The sequence below is a fragment of the Marinibacterium profundimaris genome (assembly GCF_002210095.1).
GTDB lineage: Bacteria > Pseudomonadota > Alphaproteobacteria > Rhodobacterales > Rhodobacteraceae > Marinibacterium > Marinibacterium profundimaris.
Window position 1 is genome coordinate 625,888 of the sequence record NZ_AQQR01000001.1, and the last position, 18,384, is coordinate 644,271.

Annotated in this window: 19 protein-coding genes; 3 read left to right on the top strand and 16 right to left on the bottom strand. The window is 66.7% G+C overall.

What is annotated here, in order from left to right:
* Nucleotides 1-40: 40 nt before the first annotated feature.
* The 15 genes from pqqE to ccoN all read right to left on the bottom strand — a co-directional run bounded on the left by pqqE (nucleotide 41) and on the right by ccoN (nucleotide 14,691).
* The gene (gene pqqE, locus ATO3_RS03035; protein WP_088648301.1) at nucleotides 41-1,141 is read right to left on the bottom strand and encodes a pyrroloquinoline quinone biosynthesis protein PqqE; all 1,101 of its coding nucleotides are present in this window, start codon (nucleotides 1,139-1,141) and stop codon (nucleotides 41-43) included.
* On the bottom strand, nucleotides 1,134-1,406 hold the full coding sequence (gene pqqD, locus ATO3_RS03040; protein WP_088648302.1) for a pyrroloquinoline quinone biosynthesis peptide chaperone PqqD: 273 nt from the start codon (nucleotides 1,404-1,406) through the stop codon (nucleotides 1,134-1,136). Before pqqD ends, pqqE begins: the two co-directional genes overlap by 8 nt.
* Nucleotides 1,403-2,143 (bottom strand): pyrroloquinoline-quinone synthase PqqC, encoded by a 741-nt coding sequence (pqqC, locus tag ATO3_RS03045; protein WP_088648303.1) that lies wholly within the window; start codon nucleotides 2,141-2,143, stop codon nucleotides 1,403-1,405. The genes pqqD and pqqC overlap by 4 nt, the downstream gene beginning before the upstream one ends.
* On the bottom strand, nucleotides 2,140-3,039 hold the full coding sequence (gene pqqB, locus ATO3_RS03050) for a pyrroloquinoline quinone biosynthesis protein PqqB (protein ID WP_088648304.1): 900 nt from the start codon (nucleotides 3,037-3,039) through the stop codon (nucleotides 2,140-2,142). Before pqqB ends, pqqC begins: the two co-directional genes overlap by 4 nt.
* A 7-nt stretch (nucleotides 3,040-3,046) precedes the next feature.
* Nucleotides 3,047-3,142 (bottom strand): pyrroloquinoline quinone precursor peptide PqqA, encoded by a 96-nt coding sequence (gene pqqA / locus ATO3_RS03055; RefSeq protein ID WP_088648305.1) that lies wholly within the window; start codon nucleotides 3,140-3,142, stop codon nucleotides 3,047-3,049.
* Nucleotides 3,143-3,343: 201 nt separating this feature from the next.
* Nucleotides 3,344-5,569, bottom strand: coding sequence for a hybrid sensor histidine kinase/response regulator (locus ATO3_RS03060; RefSeq protein ID WP_088648306.1), 2,226 nt, complete (start codon nucleotides 5,567-5,569; stop codon nucleotides 3,344-3,346).
* Nucleotides 5,570-5,630: 61 nt separating this feature from the next.
* On the bottom strand, nucleotides 5,631-6,299 hold the full coding sequence (locus ATO3_RS03065) for a LuxR C-terminal-related transcriptional regulator (protein ID WP_088648307.1): 669 nt from the start codon (nucleotides 6,297-6,299) through the stop codon (nucleotides 5,631-5,633).
* A gap of 157 nt (nucleotides 6,300-6,456) precedes the next feature.
* Nucleotides 6,457-6,597 (bottom strand): cbb3-type cytochrome oxidase assembly protein CcoS, encoded by a 141-nt coding sequence (gene ccoS / locus ATO3_RS03070; protein WP_088648308.1) that lies wholly within the window; start codon nucleotides 6,595-6,597, stop codon nucleotides 6,457-6,459.
* A 3-nt stretch (nucleotides 6,598-6,600) separates the two neighbouring features.
* Complete coding sequence (locus ATO3_RS03075) at nucleotides 6,601-8,730, bottom strand: heavy metal translocating P-type ATPase (RefSeq protein WP_088648309.1); 2,130 nt, start codon at nucleotides 8,728-8,730, stop codon at nucleotides 6,601-6,603.
* Nucleotides 8,727-9,185, bottom strand: a complete 459-nt coding sequence (locus tag ATO3_RS03080; RefSeq protein WP_088648310.1) for a FixH family protein — start codon at nucleotides 9,183-9,185, stop codon at nucleotides 8,727-8,729. Before ATO3_RS03080 ends, ATO3_RS03075 begins: the two co-directional genes overlap by 4 nt.
* Nucleotides 9,182-10,609: a cytochrome c oxidase accessory protein CcoG gene (gene ccoG / locus ATO3_RS03085; RefSeq protein WP_088648311.1), complete on the bottom strand. Its 1,428-nt coding sequence runs from the start codon at nucleotides 10,607-10,609 to the stop codon at nucleotides 9,182-9,184. Before ccoG ends, ATO3_RS03080 begins: the two co-directional genes overlap by 4 nt.
* Nucleotides 10,610-11,137: 528 nt before the next feature.
* Nucleotides 11,138-12,019 (bottom strand): cytochrome-c oxidase, cbb3-type subunit III, encoded by an 882-nt coding sequence (gene ccoP, locus ATO3_RS03090; protein ID WP_088648312.1) that lies wholly within the window; start codon nucleotides 12,017-12,019, stop codon nucleotides 11,138-11,140.
* Complete coding sequence (locus ATO3_RS03095) at nucleotides 12,019-12,234, bottom strand: cbb3-type cytochrome c oxidase subunit 3 (protein WP_088648313.1); 216 nt, start codon at nucleotides 12,232-12,234, stop codon at nucleotides 12,019-12,021. The genes ccoP and ATO3_RS03095 overlap by 1 nt, the downstream gene beginning before the upstream one ends.
* A gap of 9 nt (nucleotides 12,235-12,243) precedes the next feature.
* Nucleotides 12,244-13,074 carry a cytochrome-c oxidase, cbb3-type subunit II gene (ccoO, locus tag ATO3_RS03100; protein WP_088648314.1) on the bottom strand — a complete coding sequence of 277 codons (831 nt, stop codon included), beginning with the start codon at nucleotides 13,072-13,074 and terminating at the stop codon, nucleotides 12,244-12,246.
* Between the two features lie 9 nt (nucleotides 13,075-13,083).
* Nucleotides 13,084-14,691 (bottom strand): cytochrome-c oxidase, cbb3-type subunit I, encoded by a 1,608-nt coding sequence (gene ccoN / locus ATO3_RS03105; protein ID WP_088648315.1) that lies wholly within the window; start codon nucleotides 14,689-14,691, stop codon nucleotides 13,084-13,086.
* A 377-nt stretch (nucleotides 14,692-15,068) separates the two neighbouring features.
* Here ccoN and ATO3_RS03110 point away from each other — a divergent pair, with 377 nt between their 5' ends.
* Complete coding sequence (locus tag ATO3_RS03110) at nucleotides 15,069-15,512, top strand: cupin domain-containing protein (RefSeq protein WP_088648316.1); 444 nt, start codon at nucleotides 15,069-15,071, stop codon at nucleotides 15,510-15,512.
* A gap of 129 nt (nucleotides 15,513-15,641) precedes the next feature.
* Here ATO3_RS03110 and fnrL read toward each other — a convergent pair whose 3' ends face one another.
* Nucleotides 15,642-16,382, bottom strand: coding sequence for a transcriptional regulator FnrL (gene fnrL, locus ATO3_RS03115; protein ID WP_088648317.1), 741 nt, complete (start codon nucleotides 16,380-16,382; stop codon nucleotides 15,642-15,644).
* Between the two features lie 65 nt (nucleotides 16,383-16,447).
* On the opposite strand from fnrL, the gene hemN reads away from it, so the two are divergent.
* Together hemN and ATO3_RS03125 are read left to right on the top strand one after the other, a co-directional pair.
* Entirely contained in the window at nucleotides 16,448-17,794 is a 1,347-nt protein-coding gene (gene hemN, locus ATO3_RS03120; protein ID WP_088648318.1) for an oxygen-independent coproporphyrinogen III oxidase, read from the top strand.
* 258 nt (nucleotides 17,795-18,052) lie between these two features.
* A complete protein-coding gene (locus tag ATO3_RS03125; protein WP_088648319.1) occupies nucleotides 18,053-18,304 on the top strand; it encodes a hypothetical protein in 252 nt (83 codons plus the stop codon).
* Nucleotides 18,305-18,384: the final 80 nt, after the last annotated feature.

Here is an 18,384-nt window from a genome sequence, read left to right on the forward strand (position 1 = left end):
GGCGGCAGTTGTTCGGGTTTTGCCGCCAAGGTCAAGCGGTTCAGAGCCGGCGATAGACGAAGTCCGGTTCCGCCGCATCGACCACGTCGATCTCCAGCGCCGCGTCGACCAGCGCGCGGTGCGGCGATTTCCGGCACACCGGGTCGGTCGCGGTGGGATCCCCGGCGATGGCCATGGCCTGGCAGCGGCAGCCGCCGAAATCCACGTCGCGGCGGTCGCAGGTCTGGCAAAGCTCGGGCATCCAGTCGGTGCCGCGAAAGGCGTTGAAGGCCGCGCTGTCGTACCAGATCTCGCGCAGACCGGCCTCGGCGATGGTGCGAAAGGTCAGGCCCGGGATCGTCTCGGCCGCATGGCAGGGCAGCACCTTGCCATCCGGCGCGATGTTCAGCCCCGTGGAACCCCAGCCGCCGCCCATGCAGGCCTTGGGGTAGTCGGCGTAATAATCCGGGGGCACGAAATCGATGGCCAGCCTGCCCTTCAGCTCTCTCCGGGCGCGGGCGACGATGCGCTTGGCCTCGTCCACCTGGTCGCGCGAGGGCTGCAGCATGGCGCGGTTCTTCAGCGCCCAGCCCTGGAACTGCACGCAGGCGACCTCGATCCGCCGGGCGCCGAGCCGGACGGCCATGTCCAGCGTCGCGGGCAGATCGTCAAGGTTGTGGCGATGCATCACCGCGTTCAGCGTCAGCGGAAAGCCCATCTGCCCGATCCGCTCGGCCACGTGCATCTTGCGCTCGAACCCGCCCGTGTAGCCGCCGATCCGGTCGGCCACCGCCGCAGTCACCCCCTGCAGCGACAGCTGGATATGGTCCACCCAGGGCTCCAGCGCCTGCAGCCGCGCATCGGTCAGCCCGATGCCGGAGGTGATGAGATTGACGTAAAGCCCCGCCTCCCGCGCGCCTTTCGCCAGCTCCACGATATCGCGGCGCGACACCGGCTCGCCCCCCGACAGATGCAGCTGCAGCACGCCCATCTCCGCCGCCTCGCGGAAGGCGCGCAGCCAGGTCTCGGTATCGAGCTCGGCCTCGCGCCCCGTCATCTCCAAAGGGTTGGAGCAATAGGGGCAGGCCAGCGGACAGCGATGGGTCAGTTCGGCCAGCATGGCGATGGGCGGCTGGACGGATATGCGGGCGGTGTCAGGCATAGGCGATCAGCATCTGGTCGGCGAGACCGTCGAGAAAGGCCACCACGTCGGGTTCGATGACGTCGCGTGGCGCGTTGTAGGTCTGCGCAAGCTGGCCTGCGATGTCGGAAAGCGAGCGCTGCCCGTCCACCTCCGACAGGATCGCCACCGCTGTCTGGTCCAGCATCAGCGCGCGTTCGGGGCCCAGAAGGACCTCTTGCCCGCGCACGGCATCGTGGTGGCGGCGCACGCCACGGGGCAGCACGGGGATGCGGTCGTCGCTCACAGCAGGCCCTCGTGCGTGTTCCAGCCGCCGGGCGGGATGCGTCCGGGTTCGACATAGGCCGACCACAGCGCATCGAGCTGGGCCCAGAGCACATCCGTCTTGAACGTCAGCGCCGCGGCGGCCTCGTCCTGTTTCTCGGCGGTGTCGGCATGGTCGATCACCCATTGCAGGCCAAAGGCCACGTCCTTGGGCGCCTCGGTCAGACGGTGCCGGAAATAGGCGATCGTGTCGGGATTGGCGAAACCGTAATGCTCAAGCAGCCCGGCGATGCGCTGTTCGTGGATCTTGGGCGCAAAGAGCTCGGTCAGCGAGGACGCCACCGCCTGCAGCAGCGGCATGTCGCGCACATAGCGGACATAGGCATCCACGGCGAATTTCGTCGCCGGCAGGATGCCCTGTTCCGAAGCCACGTACTCCGGATCCAGCCCCACGCCCTCGGCCAGCTTCAGCCAGCGCTCGATCCCGCCCATGCGGCCCTCGGCCCCGTCGTGATCCTCGATCCGCGAGCGCCATGCGCGGCGCAGCTTCGGATCGGTGACGCGGCTCATGAAGGCGGCGTCCTTCATGGGGATGCGGCTTTGGTAATAGTAGCGGTTGATGACCCAGGCGCGGACCTCGTCCATGGTGCACTGGCCGGAATGCAGACGATGATGGAACGGGTGCTTGTCATGGTAGCGTTCGGCGCCGATCCGGCGCAGGCGGGCCTCGAAGGCGGAGGCGTCGGGGATGTCCTTCATGGCGTGAACCTCGTGCCGTCCCCGGCAACGGTCCAGCCGGCGTCCCGCGCGATGGCGCGTTCGGGACCGTCGGGCTGCAGCACCGGGTTGGTGTTGTTGATGTGGATGAAGACCTTCGTCGCCGAAAGCCCGGCAAGCCGCGCGATGCTGCCCTCGGCGCCCGACATCGGGACATGGCCCATGCGCGCCCCGGTTTTCCGGCCGGTCCCTGTGCGGGTCATCTCGTCATTTTCCCAGACCGTGCCGTCGAACAGCAGCAGGTCGGCGTCCGACAGACGGTCGACCAGCCAGTCCGGCACCTCGGCGCAGCCGGGGATGTAATAGGCGGTGGTCGTCCCGTCGGTGATCCGCAGGCCGATGGTCTGCTCGCCCATGGCCCTGAGCGCCTCGCTGTCATCGGCGATGCCCTCGGCTTCAAGGTAGAGAGGGATCTTCCCCGGCACGGCGAAAGGCAGGATGGTGAGCCCGGCGGCCTCGAACGGGGTCTCGAGGCGTATCGTGTCGAAGGACACAAGCGCCCGGTCGAGCACACCGAAGACCGGGTTGGCCTCGATCACGCCGGCGGTCTCGGCGGTGGCGGCCACGCGGAACGCTGTCTTCTCGCGCAGCGTCAGCAGCCCCGCGACATGGTCGATATCGCCGTTCGTCAGGACCACCGTGTGGATCGGCGTATCCCGAAGCGCGCGCGGGTGGAATTCGGGTGTCCGGGCCAGCTGGTCGCGGATGTCGGGCGAGGCATTCAGGACGACCCAGTCGGTGCCGTCCAAAGAAACACCCACCGACGACTGGGTCATCGGTGGGATCTTGCCGGACCTGGCATCCGAGCAATTGGCACAGCCGCAGTTCCATTGCGGCAGGCCCCCGCCTGCCCCGGCCCCAAGGACCGTGACATGCATGGCTCGATCAGAACAGGTCGTGATCCTCGTCTTCCGCGGGTCCGTACATGTTGATTTCCATCCCGCAGGCGATCGAAGTGGCGGTCGGCTTGGTCCATGCCATGGTTGATGTCCTCCTCATGAACTTTGGCTTTCGGTGTCGCGTCCCAGATAAGGGCCGCTGTGGGAAGAGCGTAGACCCGGCCGAGCGACCTGTCATTTTCCGTGGATGGCATTCTCAGGTTCTGAGAAAACCGGGCCTGCGCCTACGACCTTTGTCTGCCGAAACGCCCCGAGACGGCCCGAAAGGGCCGGCGAGGAGCCCTCAGCCGGCCTCCATCAGCCGTTTCGCGGCACTTACCTCGTTGAGGAAATCCAGCAGTTGCGCCCGGTCGATCGGCTTGTTGAGAATCTCCAGCCCGTGGTCCGTGCAATAGCGGCGCAGGTTGCGCGACCGGTCGGCGGTGACGATGCGACAGGCGCAGGGCCCGTGCTGGCCCGCGATCCGGTGATAGACATCCAGCCCGGTCGGACCCTCGCCCAGGTGATAATCCAGCAGCAGCGCATCGGGCACGATCCCGGCCTCGTTCATCAGCTCCACCGCGTCCTCGGCCGATTCCGCAGGCACCACCAGCCCGCCCCAGCCCTCGATATGCAGCGACAGCGCGCGGCGCAGCTGGCGGTCGTTTTCCACCAGCAGCACGATGATCCCGTCGCAATTGGGCTCGGCCAGGACCGGGCTCTCGGCGATCATGCCCCGGTCCGAGCCCCAGTAGGCATCAAGGATCGGCACCGAGACCGAGAAACAGCTGCCCTCGCCCGGGACCGATGTCACGCTCAGCGGATGGTCCAGCGAGGCGCAGGCGCGTTCCACGATGGCCAGGCCCAGTCCCAGCCCCTGGGCGGGGCCGGAGCCGGGATCGAGCTTGCGGAACTCCTCGAAGATGACGCGCTTTTCGTCTTCGGTCATGCCGCGCCCGGTGTCGCGCACCTCGATCCGGGCGCTGTTGCCCTGCCGCCGCACGCCGACCACGATCCGCCCCCGGTCGGTGTAGCGCACCGCGTTCGAGATCAGGTTCTCGAGGATCCGCCGCAGATAGCCCGGATCGCTCTCGACCAGCAGCGACGAGGGCACGACCGTAAGGCCCAGCCCCTTGGCCACGGCCTGCGGCGTGAACTGGTCGCGCAGGATGCCGAATATGTTTTCCAGCGGGATCGGCCGGCGGTCCATCACCACCTTGTCCGCGTCCAGCTTGGAGATATCCATCAACGCCTCGATGATCTGTTCGAGATGCGCCAGCGAGGTCTCGGCCTTGCCGATGACGTTCAGGATCTGCTCGTCCTCGGAGGTGTCGGCGATCGACGAGATGAACAGCTTGGCCGAGCTGAGCGGCTGCATCAGGTCATGGCTGGCGGCGGCCACGAAGCGCGATTTCGACGCGGTGGCCCGCTCGGCATCGCGCAGCGCCTCCCCCAGCGCCTTGGTGCGTTCCTCCACCCGGCGCTCCAGCCCTTCGTTCAGGTCTCGCAGCGCGTTGTTGGCCAGCCGTTCGGCGGTGACATCGGTGAACGACATCACCACGCCCCAGCTGGGGATGTGCCGGCCGAAGACCTTCAGGAAGATACGCCCGCCCTGCCTGACCTCGAATGCGATGGGCGGCTGAGTAGCGGCATTGCGCATCCAATCGCCCAGGTCGTCCGCGCCAAAACCGTGCGGAAAGGTCATGGTGCGGCCCATGTGCTCCTGCATCACCTCGGCCGAGAGTTTCTTGCCGGACAGCTGCGGCGGCAGGTGCAGAAGCTCCACCAGGCGTCGGTTCTGCCCGACCGCGCCGCCATCCTCGCCGAAGATGCAGACCCCCTGGTCCAGGTGATCCAGCGTCGCCTGCAGCAGCATCGCCTGCCGGTCCATCAGCGCGTCGCGCTCCTGCCGCTCGACCCGGATCAGGTCGGTCACGTCGGAATGCATGATCACCGTGCCGCCGGTCGCGGTGCGCTGGGACGAGGTCTGGAAATACCGGTCGCCCATCAGGGTCACGTTGAAGCTGGCGGTGTTGCTGTCGTGCAGCGCCAGGCGCCAGTTCATCCAGTCCTCGGGCGAGCGGCGGTGCCCGAGATCCAGGAATTCGGACTCGCTCACCAGCTGCAGGTAGCGCCGGAAGGCAAGGCCCGGGCGGATATGCGGGGTCACGTCCTTGAGGTTCACGCAGAACCGCGAATTGGCCAGGATCAGCCGGTCGTCGGGGCCGAACAGCGCGAAGCCCTCGGCAATCGCCTCGATCGCTTCGGACAGGTGCGCGCGGGCGGCCCGGGCTGCGACATTGGCGACGCCCAGCTTCTCCTTGCTCTCGCTCAGCTGGTCCAGCGTGCGTTCCAGCGCGCGGGTCTGCTGCAGCATCTGCGCCTCGAGATAGGCGGCGCGCTCGAACTGGGCATAGGCCAGCTCGGACGGCGCGCTGGCCTGCTCCACGCGGCGGATCAGGCTTTCGACGATGCGCGACAGCTTGTCGTTCTGAACCTCGACCGGATCCTTCGGGTCGACGAAATCCATATGCTCCTCCTGCGGCGGAGCGGTCGTCTGCCGGCCCCCCGCCACGGGCAACAATGGGACGTTACTCGGTCTCAGGCAAGACGCTGGAGAATTTCGCCTGCTGCGCGACCAGAACCGCCTGCGTCCGGCTCTGCACGCCCAGCTTGCGCATGATCGCGGTGACATGGGCCTTCACGGTGGTCTCGGCGATCGACAGTTCATAGGCGATCTGCTTGTTCAGCTTGCCCTCGCAGATCAGCTCGAGGATGCAGGTCTGCTGCCGGGTGAGCGAGGCGAGCCGTTCGACCGTGTCGAGCTTGTCGTCCATGTCGGGTGTCTCGACATAGCCGGGGGGCTTGTAGACCTCGTGGTTGCCGACGGCCTGCAGCGCCTCCTTGAAGACGGCGCGGCGGCTGTGCTTCGGCACGAAACCCGAGGCGCCGGCATGCAGCGCGGCCGAGATCATGGCGTTCTCGCACATCGACGAGACCACGATGATCGGGCACGGGCCGACGGCGGCCTTCAGCTTGACCAGCCCGTCAAGGCCGCTGACATCGGGCAGGTTCAGGTCCAGCACAATAAGCGAGGGTTTCGAGCGGGCCGATATCGTGTCCATCGCCGAGGCCATGCAATCGGCCGTGGCGATGTTCTGCAGGGAGGAGACCGCTCTCAGCGTCAGTTCGAGGGCATCGCAGAACAGAGGGTGATCGTCGATAATCAGCGCCCAGTCCGATGTCTTCTCCTGGCTCATGAAAAATGCCCTGTTCCCCGCTAAATACCAAAGCATAGCCATAGACCGGAATGGGGTCCCTAGGCAAAAGGTCTTACGCGTCGGCGAACGGCCCGGTTGACGCGGTACAAATGCCCTGATTCCACGCAGCCGTCGGCCTGGCTTAAGCGCGCCTGGCTCAGTCGTCGTCGTTCAGGATGCGCCAGGCGTCTCCGTCGGGGTCGTCGTACTGGTCCGACCGGATCGTCCAGAGAAAGCCCGCCAGGGCCAGGCCGCCCAGGGCCAGCGACACGGGAATGAGGATGACGAGCACGTTCATGGTTCAGCGAAGCCTCATGGCATTCAGGATGACGGTGACCGAGCTTGCGGACATGGCCAACGCCGCCCAGAGCGGGGTGACGAAGCCGAGGATCGCGAAGGGCACGGCGATGAGGTTGTAGACGGCGGCCTGGCCGAAATTCTCCAGGATCAGCTTGCGCGCCTTGCGGGCGGTGGCGATCGCGTCGTCGATGCCCGAGAGCGCGCCGGTGACAAGCACGATATCGGCCACGTTGCGCGGCGCCTCCAGCGCCGAACCCGGCGCGATGGAGGCATGGGCCGAGGCCAGCGCGGCGGTGTCGTTCAGCCCGTCGCCGACCATCAGCACCTTGTGCCCCTGCCCCTGCAGCTCGGCCAGGTAGGCCTGCTTGTCCTCGGGCGTCATCCGCGCGCGGGCTTCGGTCGCGCCAAGTGCCGCGCCGATGGTCGCCGCCTTGTCGGGCGTGTCGCCGGTGAGGATATGCACCGGCAGGCCCCGCGCGGCCAGAGCGGCCACGGCCTCTGCCGCATCGGGCAGCAGGTGTTCGGTGGGCGCCAGCGGCCAGTTTTCGCCGTCTACGGCAAACGCCGTGCCCTCGCCCGGCGCCCCGGCCCAGCCGGCGCGGCCCAGCCGGACCTCGCGGCCCGCCCAGATCGCGCGGACGCCGTTGCCGGCCTCTTCCACGATACTGTCCAGCTGCGCCGGCTGCAAAGGCGCCAGATGCGCCGCCAGCCCGCGCGACAAAGGGTGGTCCGAGGCCATGGCCAGCGCCATCAGCACCGGGGCCAGGTCTTCGGGCAGATCCTCGGGCGGGGTCAGCGCCGCGCGGGTCAGCGTGCCGGTCTTGTCGAAGACCACCATGTCGATCTCGGCCAGCCGCTCCAGCGCGGTGTCGGATTTCACCAGCAGCCCGCGCCGGAACAGCCGACCCGTCGCCGCCGTGGCCACCGCCGGCACGGCAAGGCCAAGCGCACAGGGACAGGTGATGATCAGCGTGGCGATGGCCACGTTCAGCGCCTGCCGCAGGTCCCCGGTCAGCACGACCCAGCCCAGGAAGGCCAGGAAGGAGACCAGGTGCACCGCCGGCGCGTAGATCTTCGCCGCGCGGTCGGCGAGGCCGGTGTAGCGGCTGCGCGCGTTTTCCGCGACTTCGACCAGGCGGGTCATGCGGCGCAGGGTCGTGTCCTCGCCCACCGCCGTCGCGGCGACTTCGATCGGGCCGGTCAGCGTGACCTCTCCGGCCGACAGCCGGGCGCCCCGGCCGCGCGCGACCGCCAGGCTTTCGCCGGTGATGGCGGATCGGTCGACCTCGGCCCCGTCCGACAGCAGCTCTGCATCCACCGGCAGGCGTGCGCCGGCGGCCAGCCACAGCCGGTCGCCCACGGCGATCTCGGTCAGCGGGCGGCTCACATGGGCGCCGTCCTCGATCCGGATCACGCGGGAGGATTCGAGCGCGGCCAGATCCTGCGCGGCGGAGCGCGCGGCCCGGCGCATGCGCTGGTCCAGCACGCGGCCCGCCAGAAGGAAGAAGGTCAGCGACAGCGCCGCGTCGAAATAGGCATGCGCCCCGCTTTGCGTCGTCTCGTACAGCGACATGCCGCAGGCCAGCAGGATCGCCAGCGAGATCGGCACATCCATGTTCAGCCGCCCGGCCTTCAGCGCCGACCAGGCGTTGGAGAAGAACGGCTGAGCGGCGAAGAGCGCTGCGGGAATGGCGATGGCAGCCGAGATCCAGTGGAACATGTCCCGCGTGGCATCGGCCGCGCCGGACCAGACCGCCACCGACAGGAGCATGACGTTCATCATGGCAAAGCCGGCGACGCCCAGCCGCACGATCAGCATCCGCGTGCCGTCATCCGGCAGGTTCAGCTCCTGCGCCTCGTGCGCCTCGAACCCGCCCTCGGCCAGGGCGCGGATCCAGGGCGTCGGATCGGCCTCCGGGTCGGCGGTGATCGAGGCGCGCTTCATCGTCAGGTTCACCCGCGCGCCCGAAATGCCGGGCTGCTGCGCCAGGATCCCCTCGACCGAGCGGATGCAGCCGGCGCAATGGATGCCCGGCAGGACCAGGTGATGCGTGGCCGGGCCATCGGCCTGCCCGGCCGCCGCGGCGACCGGCGCCGCCGCGATACATCCGGGACAGGCCGCGACACTCACAGGCGGTGCTCCATTTCAAAGCGGCGGCGATAGCGCGTGCCGTCATCGGCCACGGCCTCAAGCCGCAGGTCCCACTTGCCAGCGCCAAGCGCGGGCACATGGGCGACATAGGCCTCGCCGTCCCAGGCGAAGACGGGCGTGCGATCCTCGCCCACATGGGTGGCGCGGCCCAGCGTCGCCTTGGTGATCGTCGGCATGGCCGGCCCGTTCACCGTGTCGAAGCGCAGCACCAGGAAATCGTCCTGGATCACCGCCGAGGCCTGCCATCCCAGAGCCTCCTGCGCGGCGCGGTCGGCGTTGAAGGTCTGGCTGGCGACGTAGGAGTTCTTCGTCTCCAGCCCCGGAAAGGTGCGCACGGCGTTGTAGGCCAGGGTGAGGTTGACGGCGATGATGATGCCGAAGCCCAGGCCGAAGATCATCGCCACATGGCGGCCCTTCAGGGTGAACTCGCTCATTGATCGTCCCTTCCGTTGAAGATCGTGTCGTGATGCGTCCGCTCGCCCGAGGCGAGATCCTCGATCCAGAAGCGGATGTCCGTGCGGTCGGCCTGCGACGGGCCCGCGTCGCGCGGCGCGATGACATAGACCCGCTGGGTCATCGTCTCGTTCGCGGGCACCATCACGGTCTCATAAACCGTGCCTTCAAGCGAGACCCGAAGCGTGTTGTCGCCCTCGACATGGATACGATAGGGGCGATCCTCGCCGTTCTTGTTGCGCAGGCGCATGTCGTAGGAATTGCGGATCGAGCCGTCGGACATGGTGACATAGGTGGGGTTGCGGATCGGCGAGACGTTGACGTCGAAATCCGACCGCACGAAGAGCGCCCAGACCAGGCCCACCCCCACCAGCGACCAGAGCGCGGTGTAGATGATCGTTCGGGTGCGGAAGATATGCTGCCAGACCGGGCGCGGCTTCTCGCCCGCCTCCTCGCGGGGCTGGTCCGACAGGGCAAGGTAGTCGATCAGTCCCCGCTCCTTGCCGACCTTGGCCATGATGTCGTCGCAGGCGTCGATGCACAGCGCGCAGGTGATGCATTCCATCTGCTGGCCGTCGCGGATGTCGATCCCCATGGGGCAGACGTTGACGCAGGCCATGCAGTCGATGCAATCGCCCAGCTGTTCCGACCCTTCCGCCTTGCGATGCTTGCCGCGCGGCTCTCCGCGCCATTCGCGGTAGGCCACGGTCAGCGTGTCCGAATCCATCATCGCCGCCTGGATACGCGGCCAGGGGCACATGTAGATGCAGACCTGTTCGCGCATGAAGCCGCCGAAGATGAAGGTTGTGGCGGTCAGGATCAGCATCGTCGTGTAGGCCACCGGCGGCGCGCTGAAAGTGACCAGCTGGCTTGCCAGGGTGGGCGCATCCGCGAAGTAGAAGATCCAGGCGCCACCCGTTGCCAGCGCGATCAGGAACCAGGCCGCGAACTTGATGGCGCGAAGGCGCACCTTCTTCGCGGTCCAGCCGGACTGCCAGAGCCGGACGCGCGCGTTGCGGTCGCCCTCGATCCAGCGTTCGACCAGCATGAACAGGTCCGTCCAGACCGTCTGCGGGCAGGTATAGCCGCACCAGACCCGCCCCAGCGCCGAGGTGAACAGGAACAGCCCCAGCCCGGCCATGATGAGCAACCCGGCCACGAAATAGAATTCATGCGGCCAGATCTCGATCCAGAAAAAGTAGAAACGCCTCCCGGCAAGGTCGATCAGCACGGCCTGGTCGGGCAGGTTCGGCCCCCGGTCCCAGCGGATCCAGGGGGTCAGGTAGTAGATGCCCAGCGTGATCCCCATGATCCACCATTTCAGCGTGCGGAAGCTGCCCTTCACGCGGCGGGGAAAGATCGGCTCGCGGGCGGCATAGAGGCTGTCGGGTGCGGAATTGCTCATGGAACTGGCGGCCTTGTGGTTGCAGGGGTCGGCACGGCTCCGGACCTATCGGCGGGCGGTGAAGCCAGCCTTGACATAGGTCAACCGGAATGTGTGGAGCCGTCGACCTTGCATGCAGTCTATGCCTCTGAACGCCGGCCGAAAGGTCCTGCGACAATGCGCGACACGGGTTTCGGGGCCGGTGTCACGCGCCCGTGATCGCAGCTGCGGCATGGCGTCCCGCCGTTTTCGGCAAGAGGTGTCGAACGAAGCGTAGCGCGGCGCCGGCATCCGGGCAAGCGTCCCTGCCGGGGGCGTCGCGAAGGGCAAACCCGGCCCAGCGGCCGACTCAGGTCCGGGGCCCGAAACGGGCCGGATCGCTCACTGCGCGGCCGGAACCCAAAAAGGCGCCGGATGATCCGGCGCCTTGTTGCTTTGGTTGGCCTGTCGCTTTGGTTGGATCGTCGGGATCCCATCGTCCCGCCGGGCCGGCCTTGCGGCCTCCTCGGGCGGATCCGTTTCACAGGGATCCCGACACGGGGCGGACCCTCATTCCTCCTCAGGTGCCGCCTCGCCTCCCCCAAGGCCGTGGACATAAAGCGTCACGGCCTTGATCTCGGCATCGCTCAGGCGCGGGCCCCAGGGGGGCATCACGCCGAAACGCGCATCATGGATCGTCTCGGTGATCGTATCGCGGTCGCCGCCGTAAAGCCAGATCGCATCCGTGAGGTTCGGTGCGCCCTGCATCCGGTCGCCGGTGCCGTCGTCGCCATGGCACGCCGCGCAATTGTCGGCGAAGAGCTCGGCCCCGGTGTCGGCCATCCCGGCATCGTATTCCTGCCCCGAGATTTCCAGCACGTATTCCGTGATCGCCGCGATCTCGCCCGTCGACAGTATTTCGCCAAAGGCGGGCATCTGCGAATAGCGCGCATCCGGATCGGCCTCGTTGCGGATGCCGTGGCGCACGGTGTATTCGATCGAATTCAGATCGCCGCCCCAAAGCCAGTCGTCGTCCAGCAGGTTCGGATAGCCGCGCGCGCCGGCCGCCCCTGCCCCGTGGCATTGCGAGCAATTGGCCCGGAACACGGCGGCGCCGCCGGCGATGCCGTAGCTGTGCGCGGGGCTGGACGGATCCAGCGTGTTCAGATCCGCCGCGGCAAGCTGGGCAGCCACCTCGGCGTTCTGCGCCTCGACGCGGGCGATCTCCTCGGCGACCTCGCCGCGGGTCGAATAGCCCAGCAGGCCGCCGGTCGCGCGGTTGACCATGGGCCAGGCCGGGTAGGCGATGGTGTAGAGCAGCCCGTAGACGATCGTGGCGTAGAACAGCCACAGCCACCAGCGCGGCAGCGGGTTGTTGAGTTCGCGGATGCCGTCCCACTCGTGACCCGTCGTTTCCACGCCGGTGACGTCGTCCTTCTTGTTGTCAGCCATCACGCTGTCTCCGATGTCTTGGATTCACTGGCAGTGTCGCCGCTGTCGCGGCGGCCCGGCTTGTCGTCACGCAACGGGATGCTGGCGGTGTCGCGATAGGTCTTGCTGGCGCCGGGGCGGAAGACCCAGACCACGACGCCGATGAAGAAGATGAACATCGCCAGCAGCATCCAGCTGTCCGCGAAGTGCCGGAAGATGGAATATGTGTCGTCCATGGTTCCCCCCTATCGGCTCTCGTCCACGGTGAAGGTCGAGAAATCGACCATCGTGCCCAGCACCTGGAGATAGGCGATCAGCGCGTCCATCTCGCTTACGCCCGGCTGGCTGTCGAAGTTCGACACCGCCGCGCCCGGGTAGCGTTCGAGCATCCCGTCGTAATCGCGGTTGGGATCGGCCTGCGCCAGCAGGTCGGACTGGGCGTTCTCCAGCATCTCGTCGGTATAGGGCACGCCGACCATCGCATGCGTGCGCATCAGGTCCTCGACCCGGGCGAACTCCAGCGGGGTGTCCAGCAGGAAGCCGTATTTCGGCATCACGCTTTCGGGCACCACCGATTGCGGATCGACCAGGTGATCGACATGCCAGGCGTCGGAATACCGCCCGCCCACGCGCGCCAGGTCCGGCCCGGTCCGCTTGGACCCCCACTGGAACGGGTGGTCGTACATCGACTCCGCCGCCAGCGAGTAATGCCCGTAGCGTTCCACCTCGTCGCGCATCGGCCGGATCATCTGGCTGTGGCAGACATAGCAGCCTTCGCGCACATAGATGTCACGGCCCTTCAGCTCGAGCGGGGAATAGGGCCGCACCCCTTCCACTTCCTCGATCGTGTTCTCGAGCCAGAACAGCGGCGCGATCTCGACGATGCCACCGACGGTGACCACGAGGAAGGAGAAGATGAAAAGCAGCGTCGGGCTCTTTTCGAGGATCGCGTGCTTGTTGATGAAGGCCGAATGGTGGGGCAGTTCGTTGGGGATTTCCTCGGGGAAATCCTTGAGCTGGCTCACCTTGGGGTCTTCGTCGGGGCTCGGGATCTTGTCGTTTTCGTTCTCAGCCATGACTTGTCCTCACTCGGCCGGGGTTGCGACGGCGGACTTGGCCGGCGCCTTGCCACGGATCGTCATCCAGATGTTCCACACCATGATCAGGCCACCCGACAGGTACAGGATGCCGCCAAGCGCACGGACGACGTACATCGGGAATTTCGCGTCAACGGTGTCGGCGAAGGAGTTGACCAGGAAGCCCTGGGCATCGACTTCGCGCCACATCAGGCCTTCCATGATACCGGTGACCCACATCGACGCGGCGTAAAGCACGATGCCAATGGTGGCGAGCCAGAAGTGCCAGTTGATGGCCGAGGTCGAATACATCGCCTCGCGGCCCCACAGGCGCGGCGTAAGGAAGTAGAGCGCGCCGAAGGTGATCATGCCGTTCCAGCCAAGCGCGCCGGAGTGGACGTGACCGATGGTCCAGTCGGTGTAGTGCGACAGCGAATTGACCGCGCGGATCGACATCATCGGGCCTTCGAAGGTCGACATGCCGTAGAAGGCAAGCGAGATCACCAGCATCCGCATGATCGGGTCGGTGCGCAGCTTGTCCCAGGCGCCCTGCAGGGTCATCAGGCCGTTGATCATGCCACCCCACGAAGGCATCCACAGGATGATCGAGAACACCATGCCCAGGGTCGAGGCCCAGTCAGGCAGCGCGGTGTAATGCAGGTGGTGCGGACCGGCCCAGATGTAAAGGAAGATCAGAGCCCAGAAGTGGATGATCGACAGCTTGTAGCTGTAGACCGGGCGTTCGGCCTGTTTCGGCACGAAGTAGTACATCATGCCCAGGAAGCCCGCGGTCAGGAAGAAGCCCACGGCGTTGTGGCCGTACCACCATTGCGTCATCGCGTCCTGCACGCCGGCAAAGACCTGCACCGACTTGGATCCGAAGATCGACACCGGGATCGACAGGTTGTTGACCAGGTGCAGCATCGCGACGGTGATGATGAAGCTCAGCAGGAACCAGTTCGCGACGTAGATGTGCTTTTCCTTGCGGCGCACGATGGTGCCCAGGAAGGCCACAAGGAAGGCCACCCAGACGATGGTCAGCCAGATATCGACGTACCATTCCGGTTCGGCGTATTCCTTGGATTGCGTGGCGCCCAGCAGGTAGCCGGTGGCGGCCAGCACGATGAACAGCTGATAGCCCCAGAAGACGAACCAGCCCAGGTTACCGCCGAAAAGCCGCGCTCCGCTCGTGCGTTGCACGATGTAGAAGGACGACATGATCAGCGCGTTGCCGCCAAAGGCGAAGATCACCGCGCTGGTGTGCAGCGGGCGCAGACGGCCGAAGTTGGTATAGGGCTGCCCCCAGTCGAAATTCAGCTCGGGAAAGGCCAGCTGAAGGGCGATGAAGACACCGGCGAGGAAGCCCACGACACCCCAGAAGGTGGTGGCGATCACCCCGGCACGGACGACATCGTCCATGTAGCCGTCGGCTGGGGCCGCGCCGTAATCGGCCTTCGGCTCGCCGGCGTGGCGGATATGATAAAGACACAGGCCGCCGGCGATGAGCATCACCAGCAATGCATGCACCTGGTAGGCCAGGTCATGGGCCCAGTTGGCAGCGATGGCCGCCAACAGGGCGACCACCCCTGACAGGACGATCTTAAGTACTTCCCACATAGCTTTTCCCATAGCTCGGGCGCACGGGCGTCACACACCCCGTGCACGAATTCTCCACGCCGTCATGCAGTCTTCGGCCTTGCCCCTCCTTGATTTACATCAAGAAGCTCCCATGAACCTTAGCAGATGCGACAGCGTCGCGGCACCTCCCTGCGCGTCACGATGTCCGCGGCGCGCCAAGGGGTCGCAGGAGGCGCGGGCCCGCCGCCTGGCCCGGCGCGCCTGTCCGGACGGGCGCGTCCCGCAGGACACGGCAGCCCGGAAATTTTGGGATATCATGCACTTGCAGCATGAAATCTTCTTTGTACGACCGCGACCCGCGCCGTAGCATCGGTGCCGTTGAACCAGAAGCGCAAGCGTTATCCAGGGAGATCGCCATGAGCGAATTCACCAAGACAAACGACACCGTGGAATGGCTGGGGACGTTCTACAAGACGATCCTCGATCCGGCCGCGACCGGCGCGGGGATGTCGATCGTCGACAGCCTCTCGCCCCCCGACAGCGGCCCGCCGCGGCATGTTCACCATGCCGAGGACGAGATCTTCGTGATGCTCAGCGGACAGTGCCGCTTCTGGCTGGAGGGGACGGAAACCGTGGCCGGCACCGGCGAGACGGTCTTCATCCCACGCGGCAAGGAACACACGTTCAAGGTCGTGGGCAACGAGCCCTCGCGCCACCTGATCATCCTGACGCCGGGGGGATTCGAAGGGTTCTTCCACGACATGGCCAGCGGCGCCTTTGCCATTCCGGCCGACATGCCGGCCATCGAAGAGAGCGCCAAGCGCCACAACATGTCATTCACCGGGCCGCCGCTGGACTGACCCCGGCGGATGCGCCGTGTGCAGGCGTCCCGGCGCCTGCACGACTCCGCAGGTTTATGAAGTTAAGGACTATGCAAGGAGCCCCGCCTCCGGCCACCCATCGGCGCCATACGGCAGAACAGGGCCGGATCAGAAGATCATGCCACCGTCGTCGTCGTCGCCCGTCTCGGCCAGCAATGCGCCGAAATCCGGGATCAGGATGGTGCGCTTGCCCTCGAGCTGGATGATTCCATCCTTGCGCAGCTTCGTCAGCTGGCGGCTCACCGTTTCGATCGTGAGGCCGAGGTAATTTGCCATCGTCTCGCGCGTGATCGGCAACTCCACCCGGCCCTTGTCGCCGAGGATCCCGCCATCGGGCCTGATCGACCGTTTCACGATCAGCGCCAGCAGGCTCGAGATCCGCTCGCGGGCCGTCTTGCGGCCCAGCAGCAGCATCCAGTCACGCGCCGCGTCAAGCTCGTCCAGCGCCATCTCAAGCAGCCGCTCGCGGACATGCGGCATGTCCTCCAGCAGCTCCTCGAACGGCCTGCGGTGGAAACAGCACAACGTCAGCTCGGTCACCGCGGTCACGTCGTACTGCGCTTCGGACCGGCCCGGGCGGCCGATGAAATCCGACGGCAGAAGCAGGCCGACAAGCTGCGTGCGCCCGTCCTCGATCGAGCGGGTCAGCGTGGCCGTGCCCTTCACGATGGAGGCAACGGTTTCCAGAGGTTCGCCCCGGATCGCGATGGTCTGGCCAGCGGCGTAAGTCTTGTAGAACTTGATCCGGGACAGCGCGTCCAGCTCTTCGGGTTCGCAGCGCGCACAGACCGCCCTGTGCCGGATCGGGCAATCCGAACATTCGGGAAGAGCGGCAGATGCGATGGCCATGTGGGGGTCGTGTCCGGGTTGATCTGTATCAATGCGATCCTGCGCGCCGGAGCTAGGGTCTGCTCATGACCGACCTGTATCCCCGCCTGCGCCGTTACGGCCTTTTTAACGCGAAAGTTCCGCGTTTTACAAGCTATCCTCCGGCCAATCGTTTCTCCGAGACAGTCTCGGGCGATGTGGCCGGGCCGTGGCTCTCGTCGGTGCCCTCGGGCGCAGACATCTCTCTATATGTCCATATCCCCTTCTGCCGGCGGTTGTGCTGGTTCTGTGCCTGCCGCACCCAGGGGACCAAGACCGACGGCCCGCTGGCCCGCTATGTCGAGACCCTGCTGGCGGAAATTGCCATGGTCCGCGACCAGTTGCCGCGCGATCTGCGCGTGGCGCGGCTGCACCTTGGCGGCGGCACGCCGACGATCCTGCCGCCCCACCTGATGGAGCGTCTGCTGGGCGCGCTGGACGACCGGTTCGGCCTGTCGGAGCGCGACGAATTCTCGGTCGAGATCGACCCGGTGGAGATCGACCGCCCCCGGCTCGAGGTGCTGGCCCGCTTCGGTCTGAACCGCGCCAGCCTCGGGGTGCAGGATTTCGATCCGAAGGTGCAGGAGGCCATCGGCCGGATCCAGAGCGTGGACGAGACAGACGCGGCCGTCTCGATGCTGCGCGAGCTTGGGGTCGAGGATCTGAATGTCGACCTGCTCTACGGCCTGCCCTTCCAGACCGAGGACAGCCTGCTGCGCACGCTGGACCGGGTGCGGGACATGGCACCGGGCCGCCTTGCGCTTTACGGCTATGCCCATGTGCCCTGGATGTCGAAGCGCCAGATGGTGATCCCGGTCGATGCGCTGCCGGGGCCCGAGACGCGCTATGAGCTGTTCGAGACCGCGCGCAAGCGGCTGGTGGCCGACGGCTATGCCCAGATCGGCATCGACCATTTCGCCCGCCCCGGCGACGGGCTGGCCCGCGCGCTGGTCGAACGGCGGCTGGCGCGGAACTTCCAGGGCTATACCGAGGACCGCGTGCCCTACCTGATCGGGCTTGGCGCCTCGTCGATCTCGCGCTTCCCGCAGGGCTACGCGCAGAACCAGCCGGCGACGGCGCTCTACCAGGCGGCCATCGTATCGGGCCGGTCCGCGACCGCGCGCGGCATCACCCTGACGGCCGAGGACAAGGCCCGCGCCGAGGCGATCCAGCAGCTGATGTGCTATCACGCGATCCGGCTGGACGATCAGATGCTGCGCCGGTCCGAGGTGCGCGGATGGCTGGAGGCCCTCGTGGAGCAATACCCCGACGCAATGCGCTTCGACGGGCAGATGCTGACGATCGAGCCCTGGGCGCGGCCATTGGTGCGGATCTTTGCCGCCCGCCTGGGCGAAACGCGGCCGGCGGAACAGAGTTTCAGCGCGGCGATCTGAGCCGCGCTGTCACGGATCCCGCACAGGGCGGTCCGGTCGGGGAGAGGCCCGGCCGTCCGGCGCGGGCGACCTGAGGGAGACCAGGTCGAAAGCCGCGGATCGGGTGAGGGCCCGGTCCGCGGCGCATCTGCCCGTGCCCCTGCCCAAATCCTGCGCCGGCCGCGGCGACCGGAAACGGGCGACGTCCCGCGCTCACCGCGCCGTGAGCGCGACACCCCGCCACGGCGTATCCGCCGGCGCCGGACGTATCTAGGCGGCATGAGCATTCTGACACCGATCCCCCCCGCCCTTCCCTGGTACGCCCGCCTGTTCTTCGCCATCCCGCTGCTTGGCTGGATCGCAAGGGACGTGGCCTTCGGCCATCCCGAGAACCTCTATTACGCGCTGGGTGGGCTTCTGGCCGCCTGGATCATGGCGATCATGAGCTTCGGCGTGGTCGCCGTCTACCTGCCCATGGTGGTGCTGACGCCTGTCTGCCTGGGCATGCTGATCGTCATCTCGCGCGGCTAGGCGGCGCCGGGAGCCCCCCGACGGGTTCCGGCGACATGTCCGGGCCGGCATGTCACGGCCCGGTTTTCAGATTTGTACCG

What these genes read in the sequence shown, in the direction of transcription:
- pqqE (WP_088648301.1), bottom strand. Translation starts at nt 1,141, where the DNA reads ATGCCTGACACCGCCCGCATATCCGTCCAGCCGCCCATCGCCATGCTG.
- pqqC (WP_088648303.1), bottom strand. Translation starts at nt 2,143, where the DNA reads ATGAAGGACATCCCCGACGCCTCCGCCTTCGAGGCCCGCCTGCGCCGG.
- pqqB (WP_088648304.1), bottom strand. Translation starts at nt 3,039, where the DNA reads ATGCATGTCACGGTCCTTGGGGCCGGGGCAGGCGGGGGCCTGCCGCAA.
- pqqA (WP_088648305.1), bottom strand. Translation starts at nt 3,142, where the DNA reads ATGGCATGGACCAAGCCGACCGCCACTTCGATCGCCTGCGGGATGGAA.
- ATO3_RS03060 (WP_088648306.1), bottom strand. Translation starts at nt 5,569, where the DNA reads ATGGATTTCGTCGACCCGAAGGATCCGGTCGAGGTTCAGAACGACAAG.
- ATO3_RS03065 (WP_088648307.1), bottom strand. Translation starts at nt 6,299, where the DNA reads ATGAGCCAGGAGAAGACATCGGACTGGGCGCTGATTATCGACGATCAC.
- ccoS (WP_088648308.1), bottom strand. Translation starts at nt 6,597, where the DNA reads ATGAACGTGCTCGTCATCCTCATTCCCGTGTCGCTGGCCCTGGGCGGC.
- ATO3_RS03080 (WP_088648310.1), bottom strand. Translation starts at nt 9,185, where the DNA reads ATGAGCGAGTTCACCCTGAAGGGCCGCCATGTGGCGATGATCTTCGGC.
- ccoG (WP_088648311.1), bottom strand. Translation starts at nt 10,609, where the DNA reads ATGAGCAATTCCGCACCCGACAGCCTCTATGCCGCCCGCGAGCCGATC.
- ccoP (WP_088648312.1), bottom strand. Translation starts at nt 12,019, where the DNA reads ATGGCTGACAACAAGAAGGACGACGTCACCGGCGTGGAAACGACGGGT.
- ATO3_RS03095 (WP_088648313.1), bottom strand. Translation starts at nt 12,234, where the DNA reads ATGGACGACACATATTCCATCTTCCGGCACTTCGCGGACAGCTGGATG.
- ccoO (WP_088648314.1), bottom strand. Translation starts at nt 13,074, where the DNA reads ATGGCTGAGAACGAAAACGACAAGATCCCGAGCCCCGACGAAGACCCC.
- ccoN (WP_088648315.1), bottom strand. Translation starts at nt 14,691, where the DNA reads ATGTGGGAAGTACTTAAGATCGTCCTGTCAGGGGTGGTCGCCCTGTTG.
- ATO3_RS03110 (WP_088648316.1), top strand. Translation starts at nt 15,069, where the DNA reads ATGAGCGAATTCACCAAGACAAACGACACCGTGGAATGGCTGGGGACG.
- fnrL (WP_088648317.1), bottom strand. Translation starts at nt 16,382, where the DNA reads ATGGCCATCGCATCTGCCGCTCTTCCCGAATGTTCGGATTGCCCGATC.
- hemN (WP_088648318.1), top strand. Translation starts at nt 16,448, where the DNA reads ATGACCGACCTGTATCCCCGCCTGCGCCGTTACGGCCTTTTTAACGCG.
- ATO3_RS03125 (WP_088648319.1), top strand. Translation starts at nt 18,053, where the DNA reads ATGAGCATTCTGACACCGATCCCCCCCGCCCTTCCCTGGTACGCCCGC.